This window comes from Peribacillus muralis (assembly GCF_001439925.1).
In the GTDB taxonomy this organism is placed as follows: Bacteria; Bacillota; Bacilli; order Bacillales; family DSM-1321; genus Peribacillus; species Peribacillus muralis.
In genome coordinates, this window is sequence record NZ_LMBV01000009.1 from 26,163 (window position 1) to 45,909 (window position 19,747).

Consider the following 19,747-nt stretch of genomic DNA (forward strand, 5'->3'; position numbering starts at 1 on the left):
GTGAATAAAATGGACTTTGAAACGGTCATTGGTTTAGAAGTACACGTAGAATTAAAGACGGATTCGAAAATTTTCTCAGCGAGCCCGAACCATTTTGGTGCCGCTCCAAATAGCAACACGACTGTAATTGACCTTGGTTATCCTGGAGTATTGCCTGTCGTCAATAAAAAGGCTGTTGATTTTGCAATGAAGGCTGCCATCGCACTGAATTGCGAAGTGGCGGAGATTACGAAATTCGACCGGAAAAATTATTTTTACCCGGACAATCCTAAAGCATTCCAAATTTCTCAGTTCGATCAACCGATCGGGGAGCATGGTTGGATTGAAATCGAGGTTGGCGGCAAGAAAAAGAAAATCGGCATTACCCGCATTCATATGGAAGAGGATGCAGGCAAGCTGACACATAAGGGGAACTATTCACTTTGTGATTATAACCGCCAGGGTACACCTCTTGTTGAAATCGTATCCGAGCCGGATATCACTTCCCCGGAAGAAGCTTATGCATATCTGGAAAAATTGAAATCGATCATTCAATACACCGGCGTTTCCGATTGTAAAATGGAAGAAGGCTCACTTCGCTGTGATGCTAACATTTCCTTGAAACCTGTAGGCCAAAAAGAATTCGGTACGAAAACCGAATTGAAAAACTTGAACTCATTCAACTTCGTCCGCAAAGGGTTGGAGCATGAAGAAATCCGCCAAGCGGAAATCTTGAATGAAGGCGGCATAATCGAACAGGAAACACGCCGGTTCGATGAAGCTACAGGCAGAACGGTACTAATGCGAATTAAGGAAGGCTCCGATGATTACCGTTACTTCCCGGAGCCGGACTTATTGACAATCCATATTGATGAAGAATGGAAAGCGCGCATCGCTGCCGAGATTCCGGAACTTCCGGATGCTCGGAAAAAACGCTACATCGAAGAATTTGGCTTACCGGAATATGATGCAGCCGTTTTAACGGTAACGAAAGAAAGTGCAGATTTCTTTGAAGCAACAGTCGCTTCAGGCGCTGATGCAAAACTAGCATCTAACTGGATCATGGGTGAGGTTTCAGCTTTCTTAAATGCAGAAGGAAAAGAACTGCATGATGTGGCGTTAACTGCCGAATCATTGGCAGGTATGATCAAGCTAATTGAAGATGGAACGATTTCTTCTAAAATCGCGAAAAAAGTATTCAAAGAATTGATTGAAAACGGTGGAGATGCAGAAACGATCGTCAAGGAAAAAGGACTTGTCCAAATTTCCGATGAAGGCGCGCTGCGTACAGCGGTTGAAGAAGCGTTGAATAATAACCCTCAATCAATCGAAGACTTTAAGGCCGGTAAGCAAAAGGCAATCGGCTTCCTTGTCGGGCAGATTATGAAAGCGACAAAAGGACAAGCAAATCCACAGCTTGTTAATAAGATTTTGGTGGAAGAAATCAATAAACGTTAATACGAACCGTATCACTTTTAAAGTGATACGGTTTTCTCTTGATTAAGGCAAGGGATTACTGAGAAAAATAATTTTTGGGTTATCTGTAGGGGTAACTCCTTTTTATGTCGTCTATTATATGAATGTGTACAAGAAGGGAGGAAGAGAAGTGTCGGATGAGCTAGTGGAGAAGGTCAGGGCTGGGAATGATCATGCATTCCGGATATTGATTGAAACGTATAAACAGACGATTTTCAGAACGGTCTATTCCGTCTTGCGCAATCAAAAGGATGCAGAAGATGTCACCCAGGAAGTCTTTATCAAAATCTATACTTCTCTTCCTCAATATAACAATCAAGGCTTTAAAACTTGGATAACCCGGATTGCGGTCAATCATGCAATAGATTTAAAGAGAAAAAGGGAACGTCAAAAGGAAGAATCGCATGAGGAATACTCATCGGATCCTCAATTAGGACTATCGGATGATGTCGAGGCTCTATTTTTTCAAAATGAAAGAAGAAGGCATGTATTGCGGAAGCTGAATGAACTCCCGGAGGGGTATAGGGACGTTGTCTATGACTATTACATAAAGGAAAAGACCTTCAAGCAAATAGCAGAGGAACAGCAGATTCAAGTCAAATCTGTGGAGGTAAAGCTATATCGGGCAAGAAATTGGATGAGAAAACATTGGAAAGAGGAGGATTTTTCATGAATCATGTTCCTGAAGCAGGATGGGTTGCCTATTTGGCAGATGAAATACCAGAGACTCTAAAAATTGAATATGAAAATCATCTATACTCCTGTGACAAGTGTTTGTCCGCCTATATGGAAGCGATGGAAAAAGAAGAAGCAAGTCTGGACATGGAAGGAATGGATATTGCAGGTCCTGTCATGAATTCGATTAACCGATTGAAAGGCGAATCTGGTGAGGAGGCTACGCAAAAACGAAAAGAGAAATCACTGCGGACGATCGCAAGACATTACCTGATTGCGGCAGGGTTTACGATTTTATTAATGGCAGGCGGAGTTTTTCAAACATTGACAGAATACGTCGATTCTGTGGAATCGAGCAGTGCAGTAGAAACACAGTCCGTAACCGATGGACTTATTGAAAAAACATTTAATTGGATGGACTCGATTGAAAAGAAAAATAAGGAGGGGTTTAGAAATGAATAAACGTCCGGTATTAGCTATTTTATTATCGTTTCTGCCAGGTTTCGGACATTTTTACCTAGGAAGAAAATATAAAGGGCTTTTTTATTTTCTTGCCACGGCTGGATTGGGGCTTGGAGGGGTTTTTCTATATTTGCTCAGTCAATCGGAAGCTTTTCTGGGCTTTTCCATTATTGGTATGATTTTTTATTTCATCAGTATATTTGATTTGGTAATTACCTCGCTGAGAAATCCTCAAGGTGAAAAAACTTTAGAGGGAACGGAAAATCAGCCGGAGGCGGAAAGGTTTTATGTAATCATCCTTTCATTCGTCCCAGGGTTAGGGCATTTTCAGTTGGGCCTCATGAACCGGGGACTCATTTTTCTCATTGGTTTTTTAGGCCTTGGCATTATGGTGATATTCATCAGTGTGACGACGCAGATGGAAGGTCTGTTAATTTTCATGGCCCTTTTGCCGATTATCTGGGTTTACAGCTTTTTTGATTCCGTTCAACAGCTGAATAAAAAGCAACGAGGTGAGATCCTTATCGATCGGACCGTGCTGGAAGATTTCGAGGAAAGGCGGGAATCCGGGAAGAAGAGTAAATCGGTTGCGTCTTTATTTGCAATTTTCCCTGGAGCCGGCCACTTATATTTAGGCCTGCAAAAACGCGGCATCCAATTGATGGCTGGCTTTTTATTCGCCATTTACATATTGGATTTGCTCCGGTTAGGCTTCTTCTTTTTCCTGATTCCGATCATCTGGTTTTATAGCTTTTTTGATGGATTGCAAAAAGCCTCGAAAATGGAGGAAGGACCTGTTGAAGATACACCGATCATTTCAGGGATCGTCAACCAACAAAAGTGGATAGGCCTTGGCTTGGTGGGGCTCGGGATCTATTTCTTGACTAGCAATCTCATCGTGCCGGCGATCGCTCCTCATTTAGATGAATGGATTGGTAGTAACTTGGAATATTGGTTTAGAGATTACTTTCAAAAAGGCTTAGTGTGCATCCTTCTTATTGGTGGGGGTATCAAGCTGATGGCGGGAAGTAAAAAAACAAGGGTGAAGGAGGAGACAAAATGAGAACTTGGAGAGTCGGAACGATTTCAATGGGTGGTGCGCTTGTTGGTTTAGGTGTGGTTTTACTCGTTTCCCAATTCATGCATATGGATTTGACGCCAATACTGCTATCATGGTGGCCGTTAGTGTTCATCATTTTGGGCGCAGAGATTCTCTTCTTTGTCTTTTTTTCCAGGAAAGAAAGTTCCTTCGTGAAATATGATTTTCTTAGTATCGTTTTCGTGGGCGTGCTGGGGATGATGGGAATTGTGTGCATACTGCTAACGTCAAGCGGCCTGATGGATGAGGTCAGGGCAGCGGTGAAAAGCGAAGAAAAAACCGTCGATTTACCTGGGTTTAACGAAAAGGCTGGCAAAGGAATACAAAGAGTCGTCTTGGATTCGGGTTCATATCCCTTGACGATCGAAAGTGGTTCGGAGGAGTCGGTTTCCATTTTCGGAACATATGATGAGCGGGGAATGGAGAATGCAAAGCCTTTGTTGAAGCAAACGGAAGATTATTTACTGGTTAAAAGAAATGGTGATACGCTTTATATCAGCTTCAAGGATTTGCCGATCACAAACAGGCTATTGGACACTGGCAGGATGAACCTTGAGGCGACTCTCGTCATACCTGCTGACTTGGCCTTGGAGATAGATGGAAAAAGTACAGATCTTGTCTTGAAGCCAAGGAAGCTTTTGAATGATTGGAAAGTGAAGGACAGCGGGAACCTTAGTGTATTCCTTCAAGAAAATAGCGATATTGAAATAGAGGCACGAGGGGTCGATGAAATTGAAGGCCCTAAAGACGGCTGGAAGTTCAATGAAGGGAAGCGAGTGCAAATGAGTGAAACTGACCCTGCAAAAAAGAACGGAATATTCAAGTTGGGAAATGGGGATCATAGTTTAACAGTCATGGATTCGTTCAATGTTACCGTTCATTATCCGTGAATGAAATCAATTACTAGAATAAAATGATAAAAAGCATTATAATTTCCCTGATAACAATTGTGGAAAATGCATATAAAGATATGGACCGAAAGTTTGGTCCTCTTTTTTTCGAATATTGCTTTTCATGTAACGAAGGATTAAGATGTAAATTATGGAATCAATATGTATAAGGATGATGGGAAATGAAAAGAGCAAGGTTGATTTACAACCCGACTTCGGGCCGGGAAGCCATTAAGAAGAGTCTGCCAGGAGTACTTGCCAAACTTGAGGAAGCTGGTTACGAAGCCTCTGCACATGCCACGACTGGTGCTGGTGATGCGACGAATGCAGCTAAGATTGCAATTGAACGAGGCTATGATATTGTCATTGCAGCAGGGGGCGACGGTACGATTTATGAGGTTGTTAATGGACTGGCCACTGCAGAAAAACGTCCGAAACTAGGAATCATTCCAACGGGGACGACGAATGATTTCGCTCGGGCGCTTCATTTACCGAAATCAATTGAAGGGGCAGCCGAAATTATTGCCCGCGGGCATACGATGCCGATAGACATTGGTAAAATGAATGATAAATACTTCATTAATATTGCTGGCGGTGGCCGATTGACAGAATTGACTTACGACGTGCCGATTAAGCTGAAAACGATGCTTGGGCAGCTGGCATATTATATAAAAGGTATTGAAATGCTTCCTTCAATTAAACCAACGGAGGTTTCCATTGAGTATGATGGAAAGCTTTTTGAAGGAGAGATCATGCTTTTCTTGGTTGCTAACACGAATTCAGTCGGCGGATTTGAGAAATTGGCTCCTGATGCTTCCCTCAATGATGGAATGTTCACACTGCTTATCTTGAAAAAAGCCAATCTCGCGGATATTGTCCGTGTCGCAACATTGGCAATGCGTGGAGAACATATTCATGATAAAAACGTCATTTATGAAAAAGCGAATCGGATAAAAGTACAAGCCAAAAACGACATGATGCTAAATTTGGATGGGGAATTTGGCGGGATGGCCCCAGCTGAATTCGTAAATCAGTATCGCCATTTTGATGTATTCATCCCACAAGGAATATTGCCGGATGATCCGACAAATAAATAAAAAAAAGGTCACGGAAAGCCGGTGGCCTTTTTCAGTAAAACTTTGCAAGGAGAATGCGTGAATATGTATATTAGGAATGCGAAACCGGAAGATGCGGACAAGGCAGCCGTATTGATCCGGTTAGCGATTAAGGAAATTGCAGAGACATTGACGGGAGAAACGGAAGAAGAAAGGATCCTTTCTGTTCTCAGCTATTTTTTCAAGAAAAGCGGAAATAGGATCAGTTATGAAAATACATTCGTAAGTGTTCATGATGGAGAAATATCGGGACTAGTCATTGCTTATCATGGCAAGGACGCACAGGACTTGGATGCGCCGATTGTCGGACAATTAAGGCGTAAGAGGAAAGATGCGAGCATTACACTTGATAAAGAATCGGATGTAAATGACTTTTACTTGGATACTATATCGGTCGACCCGAAATTCCAAGGAAAAGGAATAGGGAGCGCATTGATTCAATACGTTGAGGAATATGCTAAGCAAAAGGGATATCCAAGAGTCTCTTTAGTCGTGGAAAATGTGAATGAAGGGGCTAGTCGTCTTTATAACAAATTAGGCTATAAAGAAATCAAAACGGTTATGATTAGCGGCTATGAGTTTGGCTATTTAGTTAAATGAATAGAAGAACCTCCTGCTTGACGAGGAGGTTCTTTTTATATGCTTTCGACTTGTATGCCTACATTTGCTGTCCATTCATGGCTGCCCAATCAGCATAAGTTCCGCTGCCGTTACAACCAGGACAATCGTGTATATCGGAAAAATGATATTCTGTCGGTACGAAGGAGCTGTATCCACGCCCGTAACAATCCGGACAGAGGCCTTTTTCCTCCATACTTGCTCGATGTTTTTCTAGCCGTGTCGCATTCCAGGCCGATATAGAGTTAAATAAACCCATTTCCTCACCTCATCTATTTTTCCTTATTTTTCTTTTTTTTTCGTGCTTTTATGCATGGAACTGTAAAAAGCACGTAATTCCTTCCACTATATTTTTATGAAAACCAAGGTAATTTGGTGAGTCGTTTTGTGGCAAGGCTCCGATTGTGGTAAAATACAGGCTAGCATAAAAAAGAAAAGAGAAGATGATATGAAAAAAACAGCACCTGTTGCTAAAAATGATATTATAGAGGTTTTATTCGAGGACTTAACACATGAAGGAGCAGGAGTGGCTAAAGTTGATGGCTACCCAATCTTTGTCCAGAATGCCTTGCCTGGTGAAAAAGCGAAAATAAAAGTGATGAAGGCGAATAAAGGGTATGGCTTCGGCCGCTTGATGGAGATTACTGAAAATAGTCCATATCGTGTGGAGGTCAAAGCGGAAGACTACCATAAATACGGTGGATGCCAGCTGCAGCATATGAGCTATGAAGGGCAGTTGGAATTCAAGGAAAAGCAAGTCCGTGAAGTGATGGCGCGCATCGGAAAATTAGAGGACGCGGTTGTCCATCCGATCATCGGTATGGAAAATCCAACTCATTATCGAAATAAAGCGCAAGTACCTGTCGGCGAAAAGGATGGAAAGTTAATTGCGGGATTCTTCAAACCACGGACACATGAGATTGTTGAAACGAAAGAAAGCATCATTCAACATGAAGTGATCAGTGAAGCTGTCCAAGTTGTGAAGGAGACCTTCAGTAAGCTAGGTATCCCTGCTTATGATGAGGAGTCACATAAAGGTGTGTTGCGGCACATAATGGCTCGTTACGGCAAGCAAACGGGCGAATTGATGATCGTCCTAGTTACAAGAACGAAGAGTATCCCTTTCATTGAAACGATCGTCAAGGAAATCGTTGAGCGTCTGCCAAAAGTGAAATCCATCGTACAAAACGTGAATTCTAAGAAAACAAACGTCATTTTAGGCGATAACATGACTTTATTATGGGGCGACGAAGTGATTCATGATACGATTGGCGATGTGAAATTTGCCATTTCTGCTAAATCCTTTTATCAAATCAATCCTGATCAAACAAAGGTCCTTTATGATAAAGCCCTTGATTACGCGGGATTAACAGGAGAAGAGACAGTGATTGATGCATACTGCGGCATTGGTACAATCTCTTTATTCCTAGCTAAAAAAGCGAAAAAAGTCATCGGTGTCGAAGTGGTGGAAGAAGCGATCGAAGATGCTCGCCGCAACGCGGAATTAAATGAAATCTCGAATGCGGAATTCATCGTGGGCGATGCAGGAAACGTTATTGCTGAATGGTACCAAAAAGGAAACACGGCTGATGTCATCGTCGTCGATCCACCTCGCAAAGGCTGTGAGGAATCCCTCCTTAACACAATCATCGAGATGAAACCGAACAAAGTGGTCTATGTATCATGTAATCCAGGAACTTTGGCTCGTGATCTTCATATCTTGGAAGCTGGTGGATATAAAGCAGTCGATATCCAGCCAGTGGATATGTTCCCGATGACGACACATGTGGAAAACGTTGTATTACTAGAACTTAAATCATAATCCTAAAAGGAGCGCTGTCCTCGTGACAGGGCTCTTTTTCTTTTAGGGACAAGGCGTCTTAAAAAAATATATTTGTTGTATTCATGCATAGAAGAAAGGGCTAAGAATTTCTCCAATGCTATTAGCAATCGAATTCGAATTTTCTTACTGCTAAAACTTTGTGGAATGAAACAGAAGGCAACGAGACTCTCGCGGAAAGGGAGTGCCTGCAGTGGAATGAAACGATCTAAGTACAGATTATTTATATTCGGCAGTTGGATAGGAAGATTTTTTTTCGCTTGTATATTCTCGACTTCCTAACTCGGACATATATTAAGGAATATGAAATGGGAGGCAAGGTGATTTTATTAATTTTCAAAAAGTGGTGGCTGTAATAGTTGGTAGCTTTTTAGTCGGTTTGGGAATCAATGGTTTCCTAGTCCCTCATCACCTAATAGACGGCGGCGTTATTGGAATTGCCCTCATCCTTCATTATTTCTTTGGGTTTCAAACGGGGCTTTCCATGTTGATCCTTAGTGTGCCTATATTTTTATATGCCTGGTACTATGAACGTTCCTTTTTCTATAGCAGCGTTCACGGTTTACTTTTGACATCCCTTTTCATGGACTGGCTAAACCCACTGAAAGAGGTCTTTTCTTTATCGATACTAACCAGTTCATTGATTGGGGGAGTTATCATAGGAATGGGCATAGGGCTCATGCTTCGATATGAGACAAGCAGCGGGGGAACGGATATGTTAGCCAAAATCATCTCCAAATCATCGTCATTGGATATCGCTTTAGCGATTATCATTATAGATACACTTATCATTTTAGCGTCTGTCTTCACATTAGGTGTGGAAATTTTCTTGTTTTCATGCGTAACGATCGTCATCATTGGACTGACCACCTCGTTCATGAAAGTGAGGGAGTGAATGTACGATAATCAATTTTGTAAAATATGTACTACTTGATCTATTGCTTTTTGCAGCTTTTTGCTATTTTTGCTATACATCTGTTTAGCTTCTTTTGAATCCGTTCCGAGGGCGAACAACTCTAAGTCAGCTTGGCATTTTTTCAAGGTTGCAAGCATTAAAGGTTTTTCTTGGGATGAAGGGACATTGAGCTTATCATCAAAAAGGTCGACCGTTAATTGCCCATTGGAATTCGCTTGGGCAAGAAAAACATTTTCGAGGAGTACTCCCAACTTATCCAGTTCGGTATGGAGCCAATTCCGATTCAGTCCAATCGTTGAAAGTGGTTCATCGAGTATGAGGCCGTCCATGATGATGGTTTGTGGCTCTTTAACAGCAGCGACTCGGATGTTAAGATCTTTAGGTGTCAAAGGCTGATTTTGCTTCTTTAACATGACTGAAAAATCCCCGTTCGCTTCCAATAAGGCAAACTCGACTTCCGAGACATCAAAGACATCCTTTTTCCGGAGCAAGGCTAACAACTCATCGATTGTGTATTTCTCTTTTTTAAGATTACCTTCCATGACTTTACCATCCTTGATGAAAACGGATGCTTTCCCTTCTACAAGATCACGGAACGTTTTGCTTTTCAGTGAAATTGCCCCTGCAAGGAAGGGCGCTAAGGCAAAAACGAGAATGGACAGTACCCCATGGATAATATTCCCTTCGACTTTAGTGGCCAATTCGGCCCCAACATTACCAATGGTTATGCCCGTTACATATTCAAAAAAGGAAAGTTGGGATAATTGTTTTTTTCCTAACACTTTCGTGATCAAGAACAGAACGATTAAAAAGAACAGTGAACGCAGTACAATTTCTACCCAATTGGGCATGATTTAACACCTCCTGCTTGCTTAAAAGCCTTCATATTGTGGTTCTTGCTGCTCCAGTTCTCCCACTCTCTGCTGTACCTCCTGCATAACTTCGTTCACCACCAGCATCGTTTCATGCAAGATGCGCTTCGATTCATCATCTTGGGTCCGTAGTGCTAAGCTGGATAAACCGGCTTCAATACCCTTTAGGCTAGAAACGCATTGTTTCACGTCAGAAGCTATCGTCATGCTGCATCCTCCTTTTAACTCAGAAATTCAATTAAGGCTCATCGTCATATTCAATTGATACAGCATGTGCAATTGCCGGTATACTTTCACCTTGCTGAAAGGACAGTGGGGATAACAAGGCTCCGGTGGCAACGACAAGCATCTTTTTGAATTCACCTTTTTTCATCCGATTCAATAAATGGCCGTAAACAACGACTGCCGAACATCCAGGTCCGCTTGCCCCTGAGAGGACAGGCTGCCCGTCCCGATATATCATCGTACCACAGTCCATATACTGAACTTTCTTGATTTTGATGCCATGGCCTTCCAATAGCTCCAATGAAACATCATGCCCTATCTTCCCTAAATCCCCAGTCACGATTACATCATAATATGATGCGTCCAGGTTCCGTTCCCTTAGGTGGGCTTCAATCGTATCCACGGCTGCAGGGGCCATGGCGCCTCCCATATTGAATGGGTCGCTTAACCCCATGTCGATGACCCGTCCGATCGTAGCTGAAGTGACCCTTGGGCCAGTACCAGCCTTGCTTAATAAAGCCACGCCTGCACCAGTAACGGTCCATTGGGCGGTAGGTGGCTTTTGCCCACCGTACTCAGTAGGGTAACGGAATTGCTTTTCAACGGCGGCATTGTGGCTCGATGCCCCTGTCAATAAGTAATCCGCTCCGTTCGTATTGACCAGGTAAGCGCCGAGAGCAAGACCCTCCATGGATGTGGAACAGGCCCCAAATAAGCCGAGATAAGGTGTGCCTAGATTGCGACAGGCGAAGCTCGTAGGCGTCATTTGGTTGATAAGATCACCTCCAAGAAAAAACTGAATCTGTTCTTTTTGGAGACCGGCTTTTTCAATCGCTTTTGTACACGCCTCTTCCAATAAAACTTTATGAGCTTTTTCATAGGTATCTTGATTTATCCACAAGTCCGAATGGAGTAGGTCGAAGTCATCGGCAAGCAATCCGTTCGCCTCGAATGGCCCGCCGACGGTTCCGGTGGAGACGATGACGGGCTTATGATCAAACACCCAAGTGCGGTACCCTGTATGCATGAAAACACCTCGTTTTATGAGTATTTTTTTACCGGATTAATTGAAACATCCCTAAAACGAACTTTGCCGGTGATAGGCGGACATTATAAAAGGATGGATGGAAACAAGGTATAAAAAAAGGTTGGTCGCAAAAACCAACGTCTTTTCTGGTTCAATATTGTTTATATTGTGGTTCCTCGTTCTGAATCTCATTAATTCGAGTAGTGATGCTATCCACAATCGTTTGGGTTTGTAGTGCTGCTTGCTGGTAAAGCTGTTTTGCTTCCTCATTATCAGTGGAAAGGGCAAAGGTTTCAAGGCTCGCTTGCGCACTTTTAAGTCCGGCTAATGTATTTTTTACATCTTTGATTACAGTCATTCATAAATCCCCCTTGTATTGCATCGCATGTTTAGCGTAAGGAAAAAACGGGTTTATATACCTTCCAGATTTTCTCTAATTATTATTAAAAAGACTAAGTCGATGCGCTACTTCCATTAATCAAACGTTTGATTAATGGATAGAACAATGGGATGGCAGAGGAATTCAACTTAAATATTGACTCAATTCAGAATTATGCATATAATTATTAGAAAACATGACGTAGTTACGTGAGGTGATGTAACATATGGAGATTGTCGATGATGTATATAATAGGGTGGTCGACGAGATGTCAATTGAAGATGCGATAAAAGGCTTGCTATTCATTAAAAGCAAACAGGAGTCGGAAATTGAATCGATTAAATACAAAATTCATAAATACGAAAAAAAGCGAAGTGCTGAAGAAGCTTGGTATCAATCCCTTTCTCCGTTGAAACGTTTTTTCACAGGGCATGCCCCAAGCCACCACAAGGCAGTGGAGCATTTGGTGAATGTTAAAGATAGATATATAAAAATCGAGACGATAAAGCGAAAAATCGCTAGTTTAGATGAGATCATCAGCATATTGGAAGCGGATCCGGAAAAACGGGAACTCCATTTGCCATCCGGTATCATTAAAGAGATGATCGCCAGTCAGAAAGATGAGGGTCCACCAAGATGACATTAGAAACGTTAAACGCGGGCTTGGATACGATTTGGGTCGTTTTGACAGCGGCGATGATCTTACTGATGGAGGGGGGCTTTGCCTTATTGGAGGCTGGCTTCGTCCGTACGAAGAATAATGTGAATATCATCATGAAGGTTTTTGCTGATATTACGATCGGGACACTATGTTATTTCGCCATTGGTTTTGGACTGATGTATGGAGCCGATGTATTTGGAATTGTCGGAGGAAGTGGATTTCTGCTCAAAGGTGATTTATCGCATATCGACCTTACCATTTCCATCGATGCCTATTGGTTATTTCAGGGGGCATTCGTGATTGCTGTAATCTCCATCGTTTCAGGAGCGGTTGCCGAAAGAATTAATTTTCGGGCATACCTCATTTTTGTCGTCATGATGACGGCCTTCATCTATCCGGTAGCAGGACATTGGATTTGGGGTGGTGGCTGGTTAAGCGAATTAGGCATGCAGGACTTTGCAGGGTCTGCTGTCATTCATGCTCTAGGTGGTTTTTCTGCACTTGCGGCTGCGATTGTTATTGGGCCGAGAGCAGGTAAATTCACCACAGTGGGAACTAGCTCCATTTCGCTGCCAAGCAATCTCCCTTTGGCATCTGTAGGAGCCTTTCTATTATGGTTTGGATGGTTTGGATTTAATGCAGGAAGCACTTTGCAGGCTACAGATGGACGCATTGGCCATATCGCCATCGTCACGATGCTTTCTGCTGCATCTGGAGGGGCGATGACACTGCTTTATACATTATTCAGATATGGACGATCGGATGCACCTTCCGTCATCAACGGCTCCCTTGCAGGCCTTGTCGGAATTACGGCAGGCTGTGCATTCGTTAGTGATCTTGCTGCGATATTGATCGGAGCCATTTCCGGAATGCTAATGCTAGGGGCAACGAATTGGCTGGAGGCCCGGAAGATCGACGACCCGGTGGGCGCCTTTCCTGTTCATGCGGCCTCAGGCATGTGGGGTACGATAGCATTAGGCCTTTTCTCCACCGAAGGCGGATTGCTTACTGGAGGAGGTTGGCATTTGCTTGGGGTACAATCGTTAGGGTTAGCGGTGCTGTGCATATGGGGCTTCTTATTGACATGGATCGTTTTTAAAATTATAAACATTTGGGTGCCTATAAGGTCGACGGATGAAGAGGAAGAACATGGATTAGATATCAGCTATCACGGAATCATGGCCACACACAATTCACCGGAGTTCATAAAAGTGGAGGAATACATCAATCAGGAAAAGTAAGTCTCTTTACTTACTAGTGGAAGAAAAAAATATGAGGTGAAGAATTTATGAGCACATGCAACCTTAATCATACACAGCAAGATGTCAGGCTGAAACTCGAAGGGCAACAGCAGTTTTTACCAACAGCATTGAGCCAAACATTAAATCTATTCCTTGAAAATGACCATCCACAGGAAACCTTAAATAAACTTTTTCATCTATTAAAGAAATATGACTTATCCTCCAAGGAGGAACAAGAATCAAGAAACCAAAAATTGAACAAGATCACGCTGGAACGGGAGTGAAGCCCGTTCTTTTTTTATGTATGAGCAGTGACCCCTTCATTTAATCAATCGATTGATTAAGTTTGCTTAGTAGAACGAAAATTCGCGAGTAAAACGGCCAGACTCCCGAGTAAACGCCTAAAAATCACGATTAACCGTTTAATATAGATAAAAAAAGGAGCCCATAATGAGCTCCTTTTTTCATGATTTAAAAGCCTTCATCTGTTGCGTTGAAGGGGATGTTGAGGTTTCTTTCGACGGCGCGCAGGCGTTGATTCAGCCTGTTCAATCTATTCGTATGGCGTTGATCGGTTTGGCTTAGCCTGGATATTTCTTGGTTAACGCGGTTCACTTCTCGGTTTACGCGTGTAATTTCTTGGTTTAGGCGAGTCAGTTCCCGCGTTTGTCGCTCATTTTGCCGCTCGAGTTCCCTTACTCTTCTTTCAAGTTGCTGAGATTGTGGCTGTCTGTCGGAATCGAATGCATCTGTTACTGGATTGAATGGGTTTTCTTGATTCTGAAAAGAGCTCCAATCTGGTTGAGGAACATAATCATAATCATATCGTTCTGGCTGTTGATAATAGGGGGTAAAGTTTTGCTGATAGTACTGATGGTTTCCATTTTGTTGTGGAAAAGGATAAAATCCGTATGAATTCATCGTCAACTCTCCTTTTTGACTAAGGATGGATACGTTATAACTTATGTAATTTCCTGAGAAGTGATTAGGCGATAGCCCATATGAGCTAATAACGAGGTATGTACTTATAAGAAAAATTTCAATAAATTTGCAGAAAGCCCTCTATTCCTATATCGTTTAAGGTAGGAGAAAATCTTCGCATATTGAAACCAATCATAAGGATCATCCGTATATATAAAAAAGCGTGTAAGTCAGGAGTGTAATGATCATGAATCGATTTTTCACTGATTTTATTTCTATATTGGTTGCATTTCCATTCGTTTTGCCGGTGTTGCTGATCAGCTATTTTACCTTGAATATGCCGCTTGTTGCCTCCGTTGCCCTTTCCATAGCAGGAGGAGCACTTGCGTACTGTTTGAGTTTGGCTTACTTTTCCTCTCGTTTCCTTAAAAATCATGGATTGACGAGAAAAGAATATCATTATATAAAGAGAAACATAAATGAAGCAAAACCGAAAATTCGGAGGGTGCAAAAGGCGTTAATTTCGGTCAGGCATATTTCTTCTTTTAAGCAAAGGAAGGATATGATTAAAATGATCAGGAAAATATATAGTCTTACAAAAAAAGAACCGAAGCGGTTTTATCAGGCTGAACAATTTTATTATTCCCATCTCGATTCTGCCACAGAGCTTGCCGAGAAATATGTTTTTTTATCCCGGCAGCCAAGAAAGACAAGGGAACTCGAGCTATCCCTAGCGGAAACCCGAAAAACATTGAAGGACCTCACTAAAACGATAGAACAGGACTTATATAATGTGATTGCCGATGATATCGATAACCTTAACTTCGAATTGGATGTAGCAAAGCATACAATTAAAACGAGAAAAGAATCACAAGTAATCGATGAAAGCAGGAGGTTAAAATGAATAATAACGATCCAAACCTGTTGAATAAAACGGATAATGCCAATTTACTCGATGATCTTCTAGCCAATCCATTCAATGAGGTGCAGAAGCTGGAGAAGGCATCATCATCCTCCCAGGAGGCGAGGCCGGTTAGATTGATTGATGTCATCCCTGAGGAGAACAGGGCAAAGGCGTATCAGCTTGCCGAACAAATCGACCCGACGAATCATCAGGCAATGATATCTTATGGTACGCCCGCCCAATCGAAGCTCCTGACCTTTTCCAATTCGATGCTTGAGCATGTACAGAAAAAGGATGTCGGTGAAGTGGGGGGCATCATCAGTGACCTAATGAAGAAGTTAAATGAATTGAGCCCAGATGAGCTTAAGCAGGATAAACCCTCATTTTTTGCGCGTATGTTTGGGAAGCTTTCCGGATCCGTTCAGGAAGTGCTTTCCAAATACCAAAAAACTGGCGCCCAAATTGACCGGATCAGTGTTAAACTTGATCGGAGCAAAAATATCCTGCTTTCCGATATTGTGATCCTGGAAAAACTTTATGAAACGAACAAGGAATATTTCCAGGCATTGAATGTTTACATTGCAGCCGGGGAAATAAAACTGGAAGAACTTCATGGGAAAACGATTCCGGAATTGAAGAAATCCGCTGAACAGAGCAATGACCAAATGAAGTTCCAAGAGGTCAATGATATGCGCCAATTCGCTGAGCGCTTGGATAAAAGGCTGCATGATTTGAAATTAAGTCGTGAAATTACGATCCAAAGTGCACCGCAGATCAGGCTGATCCAAAACACGAATCAGGCGCTAGTCGAGAAAATACAGTCTTCGATCATGACGGCCATTCCGCTTTGGAAGAATCAGGTGGCGATTGCCTTGACCCTGATTAGGCAGCGCCATGCTGTAGAAGCGCAAAAGCAAGTTTCCAAGACTACCAATGACTTGCTCTTGAAGAACTCTGAAATGCTGAAAGTGAATACGATTGAAACGGCAAAAGAGAATGAGCGGGGACTTGTCGATATCGAAACATTGAAAAATACTCAAGCTAACTTGATTTCGACTCTCGAGGAAACGATGAGGATTCAAGAAGAGGGCAGGCATAAACGCCGACAAGCGGAGCAGGAATTGGCTTCAATGGAAAATGAATTGAAGCAGAAACTATTAGAGATAAAGGGATAAGGGGGAGAAGCATGGAAACTATCGAAGCTATAAAAACGAGAAGAAGCATTGGGATCGTCAAGCAAGATCCTGTACCTAAGGAAATGATCGAGCAAATCATCGAGGCGGGTACATATGCACCAAACCATCATCGCACGGAGCCGTGGCGTTTCTTTGTATTGACAGGCGAAGGCAGAAATAAACTTGGCGAGGTGTTCGAGGAAATCACAAGGATTGAAAATGCAGATGATACGCCGGAAGATTTAATCAGCAAGCTCGAAAGGCAAAAGAAGAATCCTCTTAGGGCACCGGTCATCATCGCTGTGGGCATAGAGCCTAGTGATAAGAATAATGTCCTTGCAGCCGAAGAATATGCCGCAGTGAACAGTGCCATCCAAAATATGCTGCTTGCTGCACATTGTTTAGGCCTGGGCGCAGTATGGAGAACGGGGAAAATAACTTATCATGAGAAGGTGCGTGACTTCTTTCGATTATCCTCAAAAGGAGAAGTTCTGGCTTTCATTTATTTGGGCTATCCTGACATGGAGCCGAAGCCTGCCAAGAAAACATCGATTGATCAATTGACCACTTGGATCGGATGAAATGTGTGGCTGCAGCAGGGCAACATACTGCTGCAGCTTTTTTTTATGAAGGGATTTGGCAGTGACAGGTTCCCTTTCAAGTGACGATTGCGGAATTAGGTTGTACAATACATAGGAAGAATAAATTTTGATGAATTAGGATGTGTCTATAGATGAGAACGATTGATCCATTTGAGATTCTCGATGGAAAAGCGATTAAATTTTTGGATGTTTTTGGTGTTGAGGACGGAATTGCATTAAAGAGTAAATATGAAGATAAAACGTATTGGATATACGATTATTATTGCATGCATCAGACATGTGATTGTCAGGAAGTGTATCTTGAATTCGTGGAAGCCCGCAAAAACAAAGACCATGCAGGTCAGCATTTTGGGATTCGCGTTTCTTTCAGCGATCATCAATTCACGTTAGAGGACTTTAATATTTCCAAGCAAAAGGCGATGGATATTGCGGAAGACACGTTAAAGCACAGTAAAGACATCATGGCGTTATTTAAACAGCGGTACCAGAAAATGAAGGAAAAAGGAACGGAAATCATCATGGAAAGTGCCAAGGCCGCTAAAATGCCTCATGTTCACACAGAACCGATTATCGGAAGAAATGAACCTTGTCCTTGTGGAAGCGGAAAAAAATACAAAAAATGCTGCGGTGCTGCTTGATCAATCTCGGAAGGTGACTCGATAGGGGGTCCCTTCTTTTTTTTGGCAATAAGCGAAAAAAACAGTAGTAAAAAAAGAACGTTTGTTCTATAATTAAGAGTGCCAGATACTAACAAATAAAGAAATAAAAAGTAGTATTTTAGACCGAAATTTCAAAAAACTTCTTTTTTATTTTCAAAAATCTGGTATATATAAGAGAGAAGAGTTTTTTGATCTCATCTCTTTCAGCGGTAGACGGCAACCAGACGGGATGCAAATCCCTGCACTGATGGCAGTTTAACTCATTGAACGAAGGAAGGGGTAATCAAATGACAAGAGAAAAAAGATTAATACCTTACAAAGTTCTTGAAGTAATGGAAACGGTGAAAGAAAAGGTTCCTGAGGGTGTCGAGCTTGTGAAAGCCCCGGCAGTCTGGGAAAAAAGCAATTATGGTGAGGGTGTTGTAGTAGCCGTCATCGATACAGGAATTGATAAGGGGCATCCAGACCTCAAAGAGAGAATCATTGGCGGGAAGGATTTTACCAATACCGGTGATTTTCAGGATGATAACGGGCATGGAACGCATGTGAGCGGTACGATATTGGCTTCCATTAATAAAGTTGGTGTAGTGGGAGTGGCTCCAAAAGCAAGCATCTTGGCGTTGAAGGCGTTAAATGGTCAGGGACAAGGTGAGATAGATTGGATCAATGGAGCTTTAGAGTATGCGATAAATTGGCAAGGGCCGAATGAAGAAACGGTTTCAGTCATTTCATTGTCACTGGGGGGGCCTCCGGATGAGGCGGAACACAAGCTGATTCAAAGGGCGATTCAGAAAGACATTCTCGTTGTTTGCGCGGCTGGGAATAGTGGGGATGGGCGTCATGAAACCGATGAAATGGATTATCCAGGGTCGTATCCAGAGGTAGTCGAAGTCGGTGCTGTGGATTTAAGCAGAAATTTAGCGGATTTTTCAAATACAAATGATGAAATTGACTTGGTCGCGCCAGGGGTCGATATACTCTCTACGTATCCAGGTAATAAATATGCCAGGCTGAGTGGAACATCAATGGCCACTCCGCATGTAAGCGGTGCGGCAGCTCTTTTGAAAGTGATTGCTGAAAAGGACTTCGGCCGCAAGCTGACTGAAGCTGAATTGTATGCACAGTTAGTGAAAAGCACCGAAGATTTAGGGATAAGCAAAAAGGCACAAGGAAATGGAATGCTCAACTTAACCATTGCAGAACAAAGGGTTGAAAAATCAATCAAGATTACGATAGAGTCAGAGAACCTTCAATTACCAAGTAAATCTGTTGTCATGGAATATTAGCAAAAAAAAAGGTGTCCCAAGATTTTTCGGGACACCTTACTCAATGATTATCTTTTATTTTTTCTTAGAGCCGCAAAAAGCGCTACAAGAGAAAGAATCAGTGCGATGACAGCTAGGGTGATGATTAGGGTTTCATTATTATTATCATTATCATCATCTGCTGTGGCCGCGGCCTTTGAATTGTCGGTTGCTTTGGAATCATCGGTAGCAGCTTCATCTTCGTGACCGTGGTCGGAAGTTTCGGCATCAGCCTTAGGTGCTAGCGAAATTTGCGTTACCGAATGCGGCAGGGCCGAGCCTTCATCACCGCTCCATTCGACGATTTCACCATCTTCGTAATATTGAAAGGCATCCCATGCCACCTTCGTTTCTTCTTTAGGGTTTTGGGCAATGAATGAGAATTCCTGGAATTGTCCAGCGGATATGCCTTCTTCCGTTGCTGCCCAAGTTACCGTTTTAACGTCTTTACCACCTTCGGTTGTCACTTTCCATCCTGGTACAGGCTGATAGCTTACAAATGTAATTCCTTCAGGAACCTTTAAAGTCACCTTGGTTGTTGCGGTTTCTTTTTCTACTGGTACTTTAATTGTGTAAGTTTCCCATGCCTCAGGCGCAGATGTACTAGGTTTGACCGTAACGTGTGCGTTCGCCGAACCAGCGAATATGAATAATGCTGCAAATGTAGTGATGAGTAGTTTTGTAATGTTTTTCATCAGTATAATTCC

23 protein-coding genes and 1 pseudogene are annotated in these 19,747 nt (G+C 42.4%); 17 read left to right on the forward strand and 7 right to left on the reverse strand.

The genetic code is table 11. From position 1 onward, the window contains the following. Window positions 1-9 precede the first annotated feature (9 nt). The 7 genes from gatB (at window position 10) to ASU00_RS13020 (ending at window position 6,296) form a co-directional block, all read left to right on the forward strand. Window positions 10-1,437: an Asp-tRNA(Asn)/Glu-tRNA(Gln) amidotransferase subunit GatB gene (gene gatB / locus ASU00_RS12990; protein WP_057913901.1), complete on the forward strand. Its 1,428-nt coding sequence runs from the start codon at window positions 10-12 to the stop codon at window positions 1,435-1,437. Between the two features lie 148 nt (window positions 1,438-1,585). Continuing rightward, the gene (locus tag ASU00_RS12995; protein ID WP_236712723.1) at window positions 1,586-2,128 is read left to right on the forward strand and encodes an RNA polymerase sigma factor; all 543 of its coding nucleotides are present in this window, start codon (window positions 1,586-1,588) and stop codon (window positions 2,126-2,128) included. Continuing rightward, entirely contained in the window at window positions 2,125-2,592 is a 468-nt protein-coding gene (locus ASU00_RS13000) for a hypothetical protein (protein ID WP_057913903.1), read from the forward strand. Before ASU00_RS12995 ends, ASU00_RS13000 begins: the two co-directional genes overlap by 4 nt. After that, complete coding sequence (locus ASU00_RS13005; protein WP_057913904.1) at window positions 2,585-3,655, forward strand: hypothetical protein; 1,071 nt, start codon at window positions 2,585-2,587, stop codon at window positions 3,653-3,655. Before ASU00_RS13000 ends, ASU00_RS13005 begins: the two co-directional genes overlap by 8 nt. Next, window positions 3,652-4,581 carry a LiaF transmembrane domain-containing protein gene (locus tag ASU00_RS13010; protein ID WP_057913905.1) on the forward strand — a complete coding sequence of 310 codons (930 nt, stop codon included), beginning with the start codon at window positions 3,652-3,654 and terminating at the stop codon, window positions 4,579-4,581. Before ASU00_RS13005 ends, ASU00_RS13010 begins: the two co-directional genes overlap by 4 nt. Window positions 4,582-4,763: 182 nt before the next feature. Beyond that, a complete protein-coding gene (locus ASU00_RS13015; protein WP_057913906.1) occupies window positions 4,764-5,678 on the forward strand; it encodes a diacylglycerol kinase in 915 nt (304 codons plus the stop codon). Between the two features lie 63 nt (window positions 5,679-5,741). After that, a complete protein-coding gene (locus tag ASU00_RS13020; protein ID WP_057913907.1) occupies window positions 5,742-6,296 on the forward strand; it encodes a GNAT family N-acetyltransferase in 555 nt (184 codons plus the stop codon). 58 nt (window positions 6,297-6,354) lie between these two features. On the opposite strand, the gene ASU00_RS13025 is transcribed toward ASU00_RS13020, so the two are convergent. Further along, window positions 6,355-6,573, reverse strand: coding sequence for a hypothetical protein (locus ASU00_RS13025; RefSeq protein WP_057913908.1), 219 nt, complete (start codon window positions 6,571-6,573; stop codon window positions 6,355-6,357). 189 nt (window positions 6,574-6,762) lie between these two features. On the opposite strand from ASU00_RS13025, the gene rlmD reads away from it, so the two are divergent. Further along, complete coding sequence (gene rlmD, locus ASU00_RS13030) at window positions 6,763-8,136, forward strand: 23S rRNA (uracil(1939)-C(5))-methyltransferase RlmD (protein ID WP_057914020.1); 1,374 nt, start codon at window positions 6,763-6,765, stop codon at window positions 8,134-8,136. Between the two features lie 364 nt (window positions 8,137-8,500). After that, window positions 8,501-9,049, forward strand: a complete 549-nt coding sequence (locus tag ASU00_RS13035; protein ID WP_330219538.1) for a YitT family protein — start codon at window positions 8,501-8,503, stop codon at window positions 9,047-9,049. Window positions 9,050-9,060: 11 nt separating this feature from the next. Here ASU00_RS13035 and ASU00_RS13040 read toward each other — a convergent pair whose 3' ends face one another. From ASU00_RS13040 to ASU00_RS13055, 4 genes are all read right to left on the reverse strand, one after another. Further along, window positions 9,061-9,921: a DUF421 domain-containing protein gene (locus tag ASU00_RS13040; RefSeq protein ID WP_057913910.1), complete on the reverse strand. Its 861-nt coding sequence runs from the start codon at window positions 9,919-9,921 to the stop codon at window positions 9,061-9,063. A 21-nt stretch (window positions 9,922-9,942) separates the two neighbouring features. Continuing rightward, the gene (locus tag ASU00_RS13045; protein WP_057913911.1) at window positions 9,943-10,149 is read right to left on the reverse strand and encodes a DUF1657 domain-containing protein; all 207 of its coding nucleotides are present in this window, start codon (window positions 10,147-10,149) and stop codon (window positions 9,943-9,945) included. A 31-nt stretch (window positions 10,150-10,180) separates the two neighbouring features. Beyond that, complete coding sequence (spoVAD, locus tag ASU00_RS13050; RefSeq protein WP_057913912.1) at window positions 10,181-11,194, reverse strand: stage V sporulation protein AD; 1,014 nt, start codon at window positions 11,192-11,194, stop codon at window positions 10,181-10,183. Window positions 11,195-11,345: 151 nt separating this feature from the next. Continuing rightward, window positions 11,346-11,552 (reverse strand): DUF1657 domain-containing protein, encoded by a 207-nt coding sequence (locus ASU00_RS13055; RefSeq protein ID WP_057913913.1) that lies wholly within the window; start codon window positions 11,550-11,552, stop codon window positions 11,346-11,348. Between the two features lie 247 nt (window positions 11,553-11,799). On the opposite strand from ASU00_RS13055, the gene ASU00_RS13060 reads away from it, so the two are divergent. The 3 genes from ASU00_RS13060 to ASU00_RS13070 are packed head-to-tail and all read left to right on the forward strand — an operon-like array spanning window position 11,800 to window position 13,759. Next, window positions 11,800-12,213: a hypothetical protein gene (locus ASU00_RS13060; protein ID WP_057913914.1), complete on the forward strand. Its 414-nt coding sequence runs from the start codon at window positions 11,800-11,802 to the stop codon at window positions 12,211-12,213. Continuing rightward, window positions 12,210-13,475 (forward strand): ammonium transporter, encoded by a 1,266-nt coding sequence (locus ASU00_RS13065; protein ID WP_057913915.1) that lies wholly within the window; start codon window positions 12,210-12,212, stop codon window positions 13,473-13,475. Before ASU00_RS13060 ends, ASU00_RS13065 begins: the two co-directional genes overlap by 4 nt. A 47-nt stretch (window positions 13,476-13,522) precedes the next feature. After that, window positions 13,523-13,759, forward strand: coding sequence for a hypothetical protein (locus tag ASU00_RS13070; protein ID WP_057913916.1), 237 nt, complete (start codon window positions 13,523-13,525; stop codon window positions 13,757-13,759). A 187-nt stretch (window positions 13,760-13,946) separates the two neighbouring features. Here the strand turns inward: ASU00_RS13070 and ASU00_RS13075 are convergent, their stop codons facing one another. Then, window positions 13,947-14,396: a hypothetical protein gene (locus tag ASU00_RS13075; RefSeq protein WP_057913917.1), complete on the reverse strand. Its 450-nt coding sequence runs from the start codon at window positions 14,394-14,396 to the stop codon at window positions 13,947-13,949. A gap of 247 nt (window positions 14,397-14,643) precedes the next feature. Between ASU00_RS13075 and ASU00_RS13080 the strand changes: the two genes are divergently transcribed. From ASU00_RS13080 to ASU00_RS13100, 5 genes and pseudogenes are all read left to right on the forward strand, one after another. Beyond that, entirely contained in the window at window positions 14,644-15,300 is a 657-nt protein-coding gene (locus ASU00_RS13080; protein ID WP_057913918.1) for a 5-bromo-4-chloroindolyl phosphate hydrolysis family protein, read from the forward strand. Next, on the forward strand, window positions 15,297-16,475 hold the full coding sequence (locus ASU00_RS13085) for a toxic anion resistance protein (protein ID WP_057913919.1): 1,179 nt from the start codon (window positions 15,297-15,299) through the stop codon (window positions 16,473-16,475). Before ASU00_RS13080 ends, ASU00_RS13085 begins: the two co-directional genes overlap by 4 nt. A gap of 11 nt (window positions 16,476-16,486) precedes the next feature. Continuing rightward, window positions 16,487-17,056, forward strand: a complete 570-nt coding sequence (locus ASU00_RS13090) for a nitroreductase family protein (RefSeq protein WP_057913920.1) — start codon at window positions 16,487-16,489, stop codon at window positions 17,054-17,056. A gap of 581 nt (window positions 17,057-17,637) precedes the next feature. After that, window positions 17,638-17,715: pseudogene (locus tag ASU00_RS26935) on the forward strand (SEC-C metal-binding domain-containing protein); the annotation flags it as partial. A gap of 308 nt (window positions 17,716-18,023) precedes the next feature. Continuing rightward, window positions 18,024-19,022: a S8 family peptidase gene (locus ASU00_RS13100; protein ID WP_057913922.1), complete on the forward strand. Its 999-nt coding sequence runs from the start codon at window positions 18,024-18,026 to the stop codon at window positions 19,020-19,022. 47 nt (window positions 19,023-19,069) lie between these two features. Here the strand turns inward: ASU00_RS13100 and ASU00_RS13105 are convergent, their stop codons facing one another. Then, entirely contained in the window at window positions 19,070-19,735 is a 666-nt protein-coding gene (locus ASU00_RS13105; RefSeq protein WP_057913923.1) for a YcnI family copper-binding membrane protein, read from the reverse strand. Between the last annotated feature and the right edge of the window lie 12 nt (window positions 19,736-19,747).

Bases quoted from the DNA above. Each gene is read 5' to 3' on its own strand.
- ASU00_RS13000 (WP_057913903.1), top strand. From the start codon at position 2,125: ATGAATCATGTTCCTGAAGCAGGATGGGTTGCCTATTTGGCAGATGAA.
- ASU00_RS13105 (WP_057913923.1), bottom strand. From the start codon at position 19,735: ATGAAAAACATTACAAAACTACTCATCACTACATTTGCAGCATTATTC.
- ASU00_RS13045 (WP_057913911.1), bottom strand. From the start codon at position 10,149: ATGACGATAGCTTCTGACGTGAAACAATGCGTTTCTAGCCTAAAGGGT.
- gatB (WP_057913901.1), top strand. From the start codon at position 10: ATGGACTTTGAAACGGTCATTGGTTTAGAAGTACACGTAGAATTAAAG.
- ASU00_RS13075 (WP_057913917.1), bottom strand. From the start codon at position 14,396: ATGAATTCATACGGATTTTATCCTTTTCCACAACAAAATGGAAACCAT.
- ASU00_RS13060 (WP_057913914.1), top strand. From the start codon at position 11,800: ATGGAGATTGTCGATGATGTATATAATAGGGTGGTCGACGAGATGTCA.
- ASU00_RS13010 (WP_057913905.1), top strand. From the start codon at position 3,652: ATGAGAACTTGGAGAGTCGGAACGATTTCAATGGGTGGTGCGCTTGTT.
- ASU00_RS13020 (WP_057913907.1), top strand. From the start codon at position 5,742: ATGTATATTAGGAATGCGAAACCGGAAGATGCGGACAAGGCAGCCGTA.
- rlmD (WP_057914020.1), top strand. From the start codon at position 6,763: ATGAAAAAAACAGCACCTGTTGCTAAAAATGATATTATAGAGGTTTTA.
- ASU00_RS13015 (WP_057913906.1), top strand. From the start codon at position 4,764: ATGAAAAGAGCAAGGTTGATTTACAACCCGACTTCGGGCCGGGAAGCC.
- ASU00_RS13070 (WP_057913916.1), top strand. From the start codon at position 13,523: ATGAGCACATGCAACCTTAATCATACACAGCAAGATGTCAGGCTGAAA.
- ASU00_RS13080 (WP_057913918.1), top strand. From the start codon at position 14,644: ATGAATCGATTTTTCACTGATTTTATTTCTATATTGGTTGCATTTCCA.
- ASU00_RS13085 (WP_057913919.1), top strand. From the start codon at position 15,297: ATGAATAATAACGATCCAAACCTGTTGAATAAAACGGATAATGCCAAT.
- spoVAD (WP_057913912.1), bottom strand. From the start codon at position 11,194: ATGCATACAGGGTACCGCACTTGGGTGTTTGATCATAAGCCCGTCATC.
- ASU00_RS13005 (WP_057913904.1), top strand. From the start codon at position 2,585: ATGAATAAACGTCCGGTATTAGCTATTTTATTATCGTTTCTGCCAGGT.
- ASU00_RS13090 (WP_057913920.1), top strand. From the start codon at position 16,487: ATGGAAACTATCGAAGCTATAAAAACGAGAAGAAGCATTGGGATCGTC.
- ASU00_RS13065 (WP_057913915.1), top strand. From the start codon at position 12,210: ATGACATTAGAAACGTTAAACGCGGGCTTGGATACGATTTGGGTCGTT.
- ASU00_RS13025 (WP_057913908.1), bottom strand. From the start codon at position 6,573: ATGGGTTTATTTAACTCTATATCGGCCTGGAATGCGACACGGCTAGAA.
- ASU00_RS13040 (WP_057913910.1), bottom strand. From the start codon at position 9,921: ATGCCCAATTGGGTAGAAATTGTACTGCGTTCACTGTTCTTTTTAATC.
- ASU00_RS13055 (WP_057913913.1), bottom strand. From the start codon at position 11,552: ATGACTGTAATCAAAGATGTAAAAAATACATTAGCCGGACTTAAAAGT.
- ASU00_RS13100 (WP_057913922.1), top strand. From the start codon at position 18,024: ATGACAAGAGAAAAAAGATTAATACCTTACAAAGTTCTTGAAGTAATG.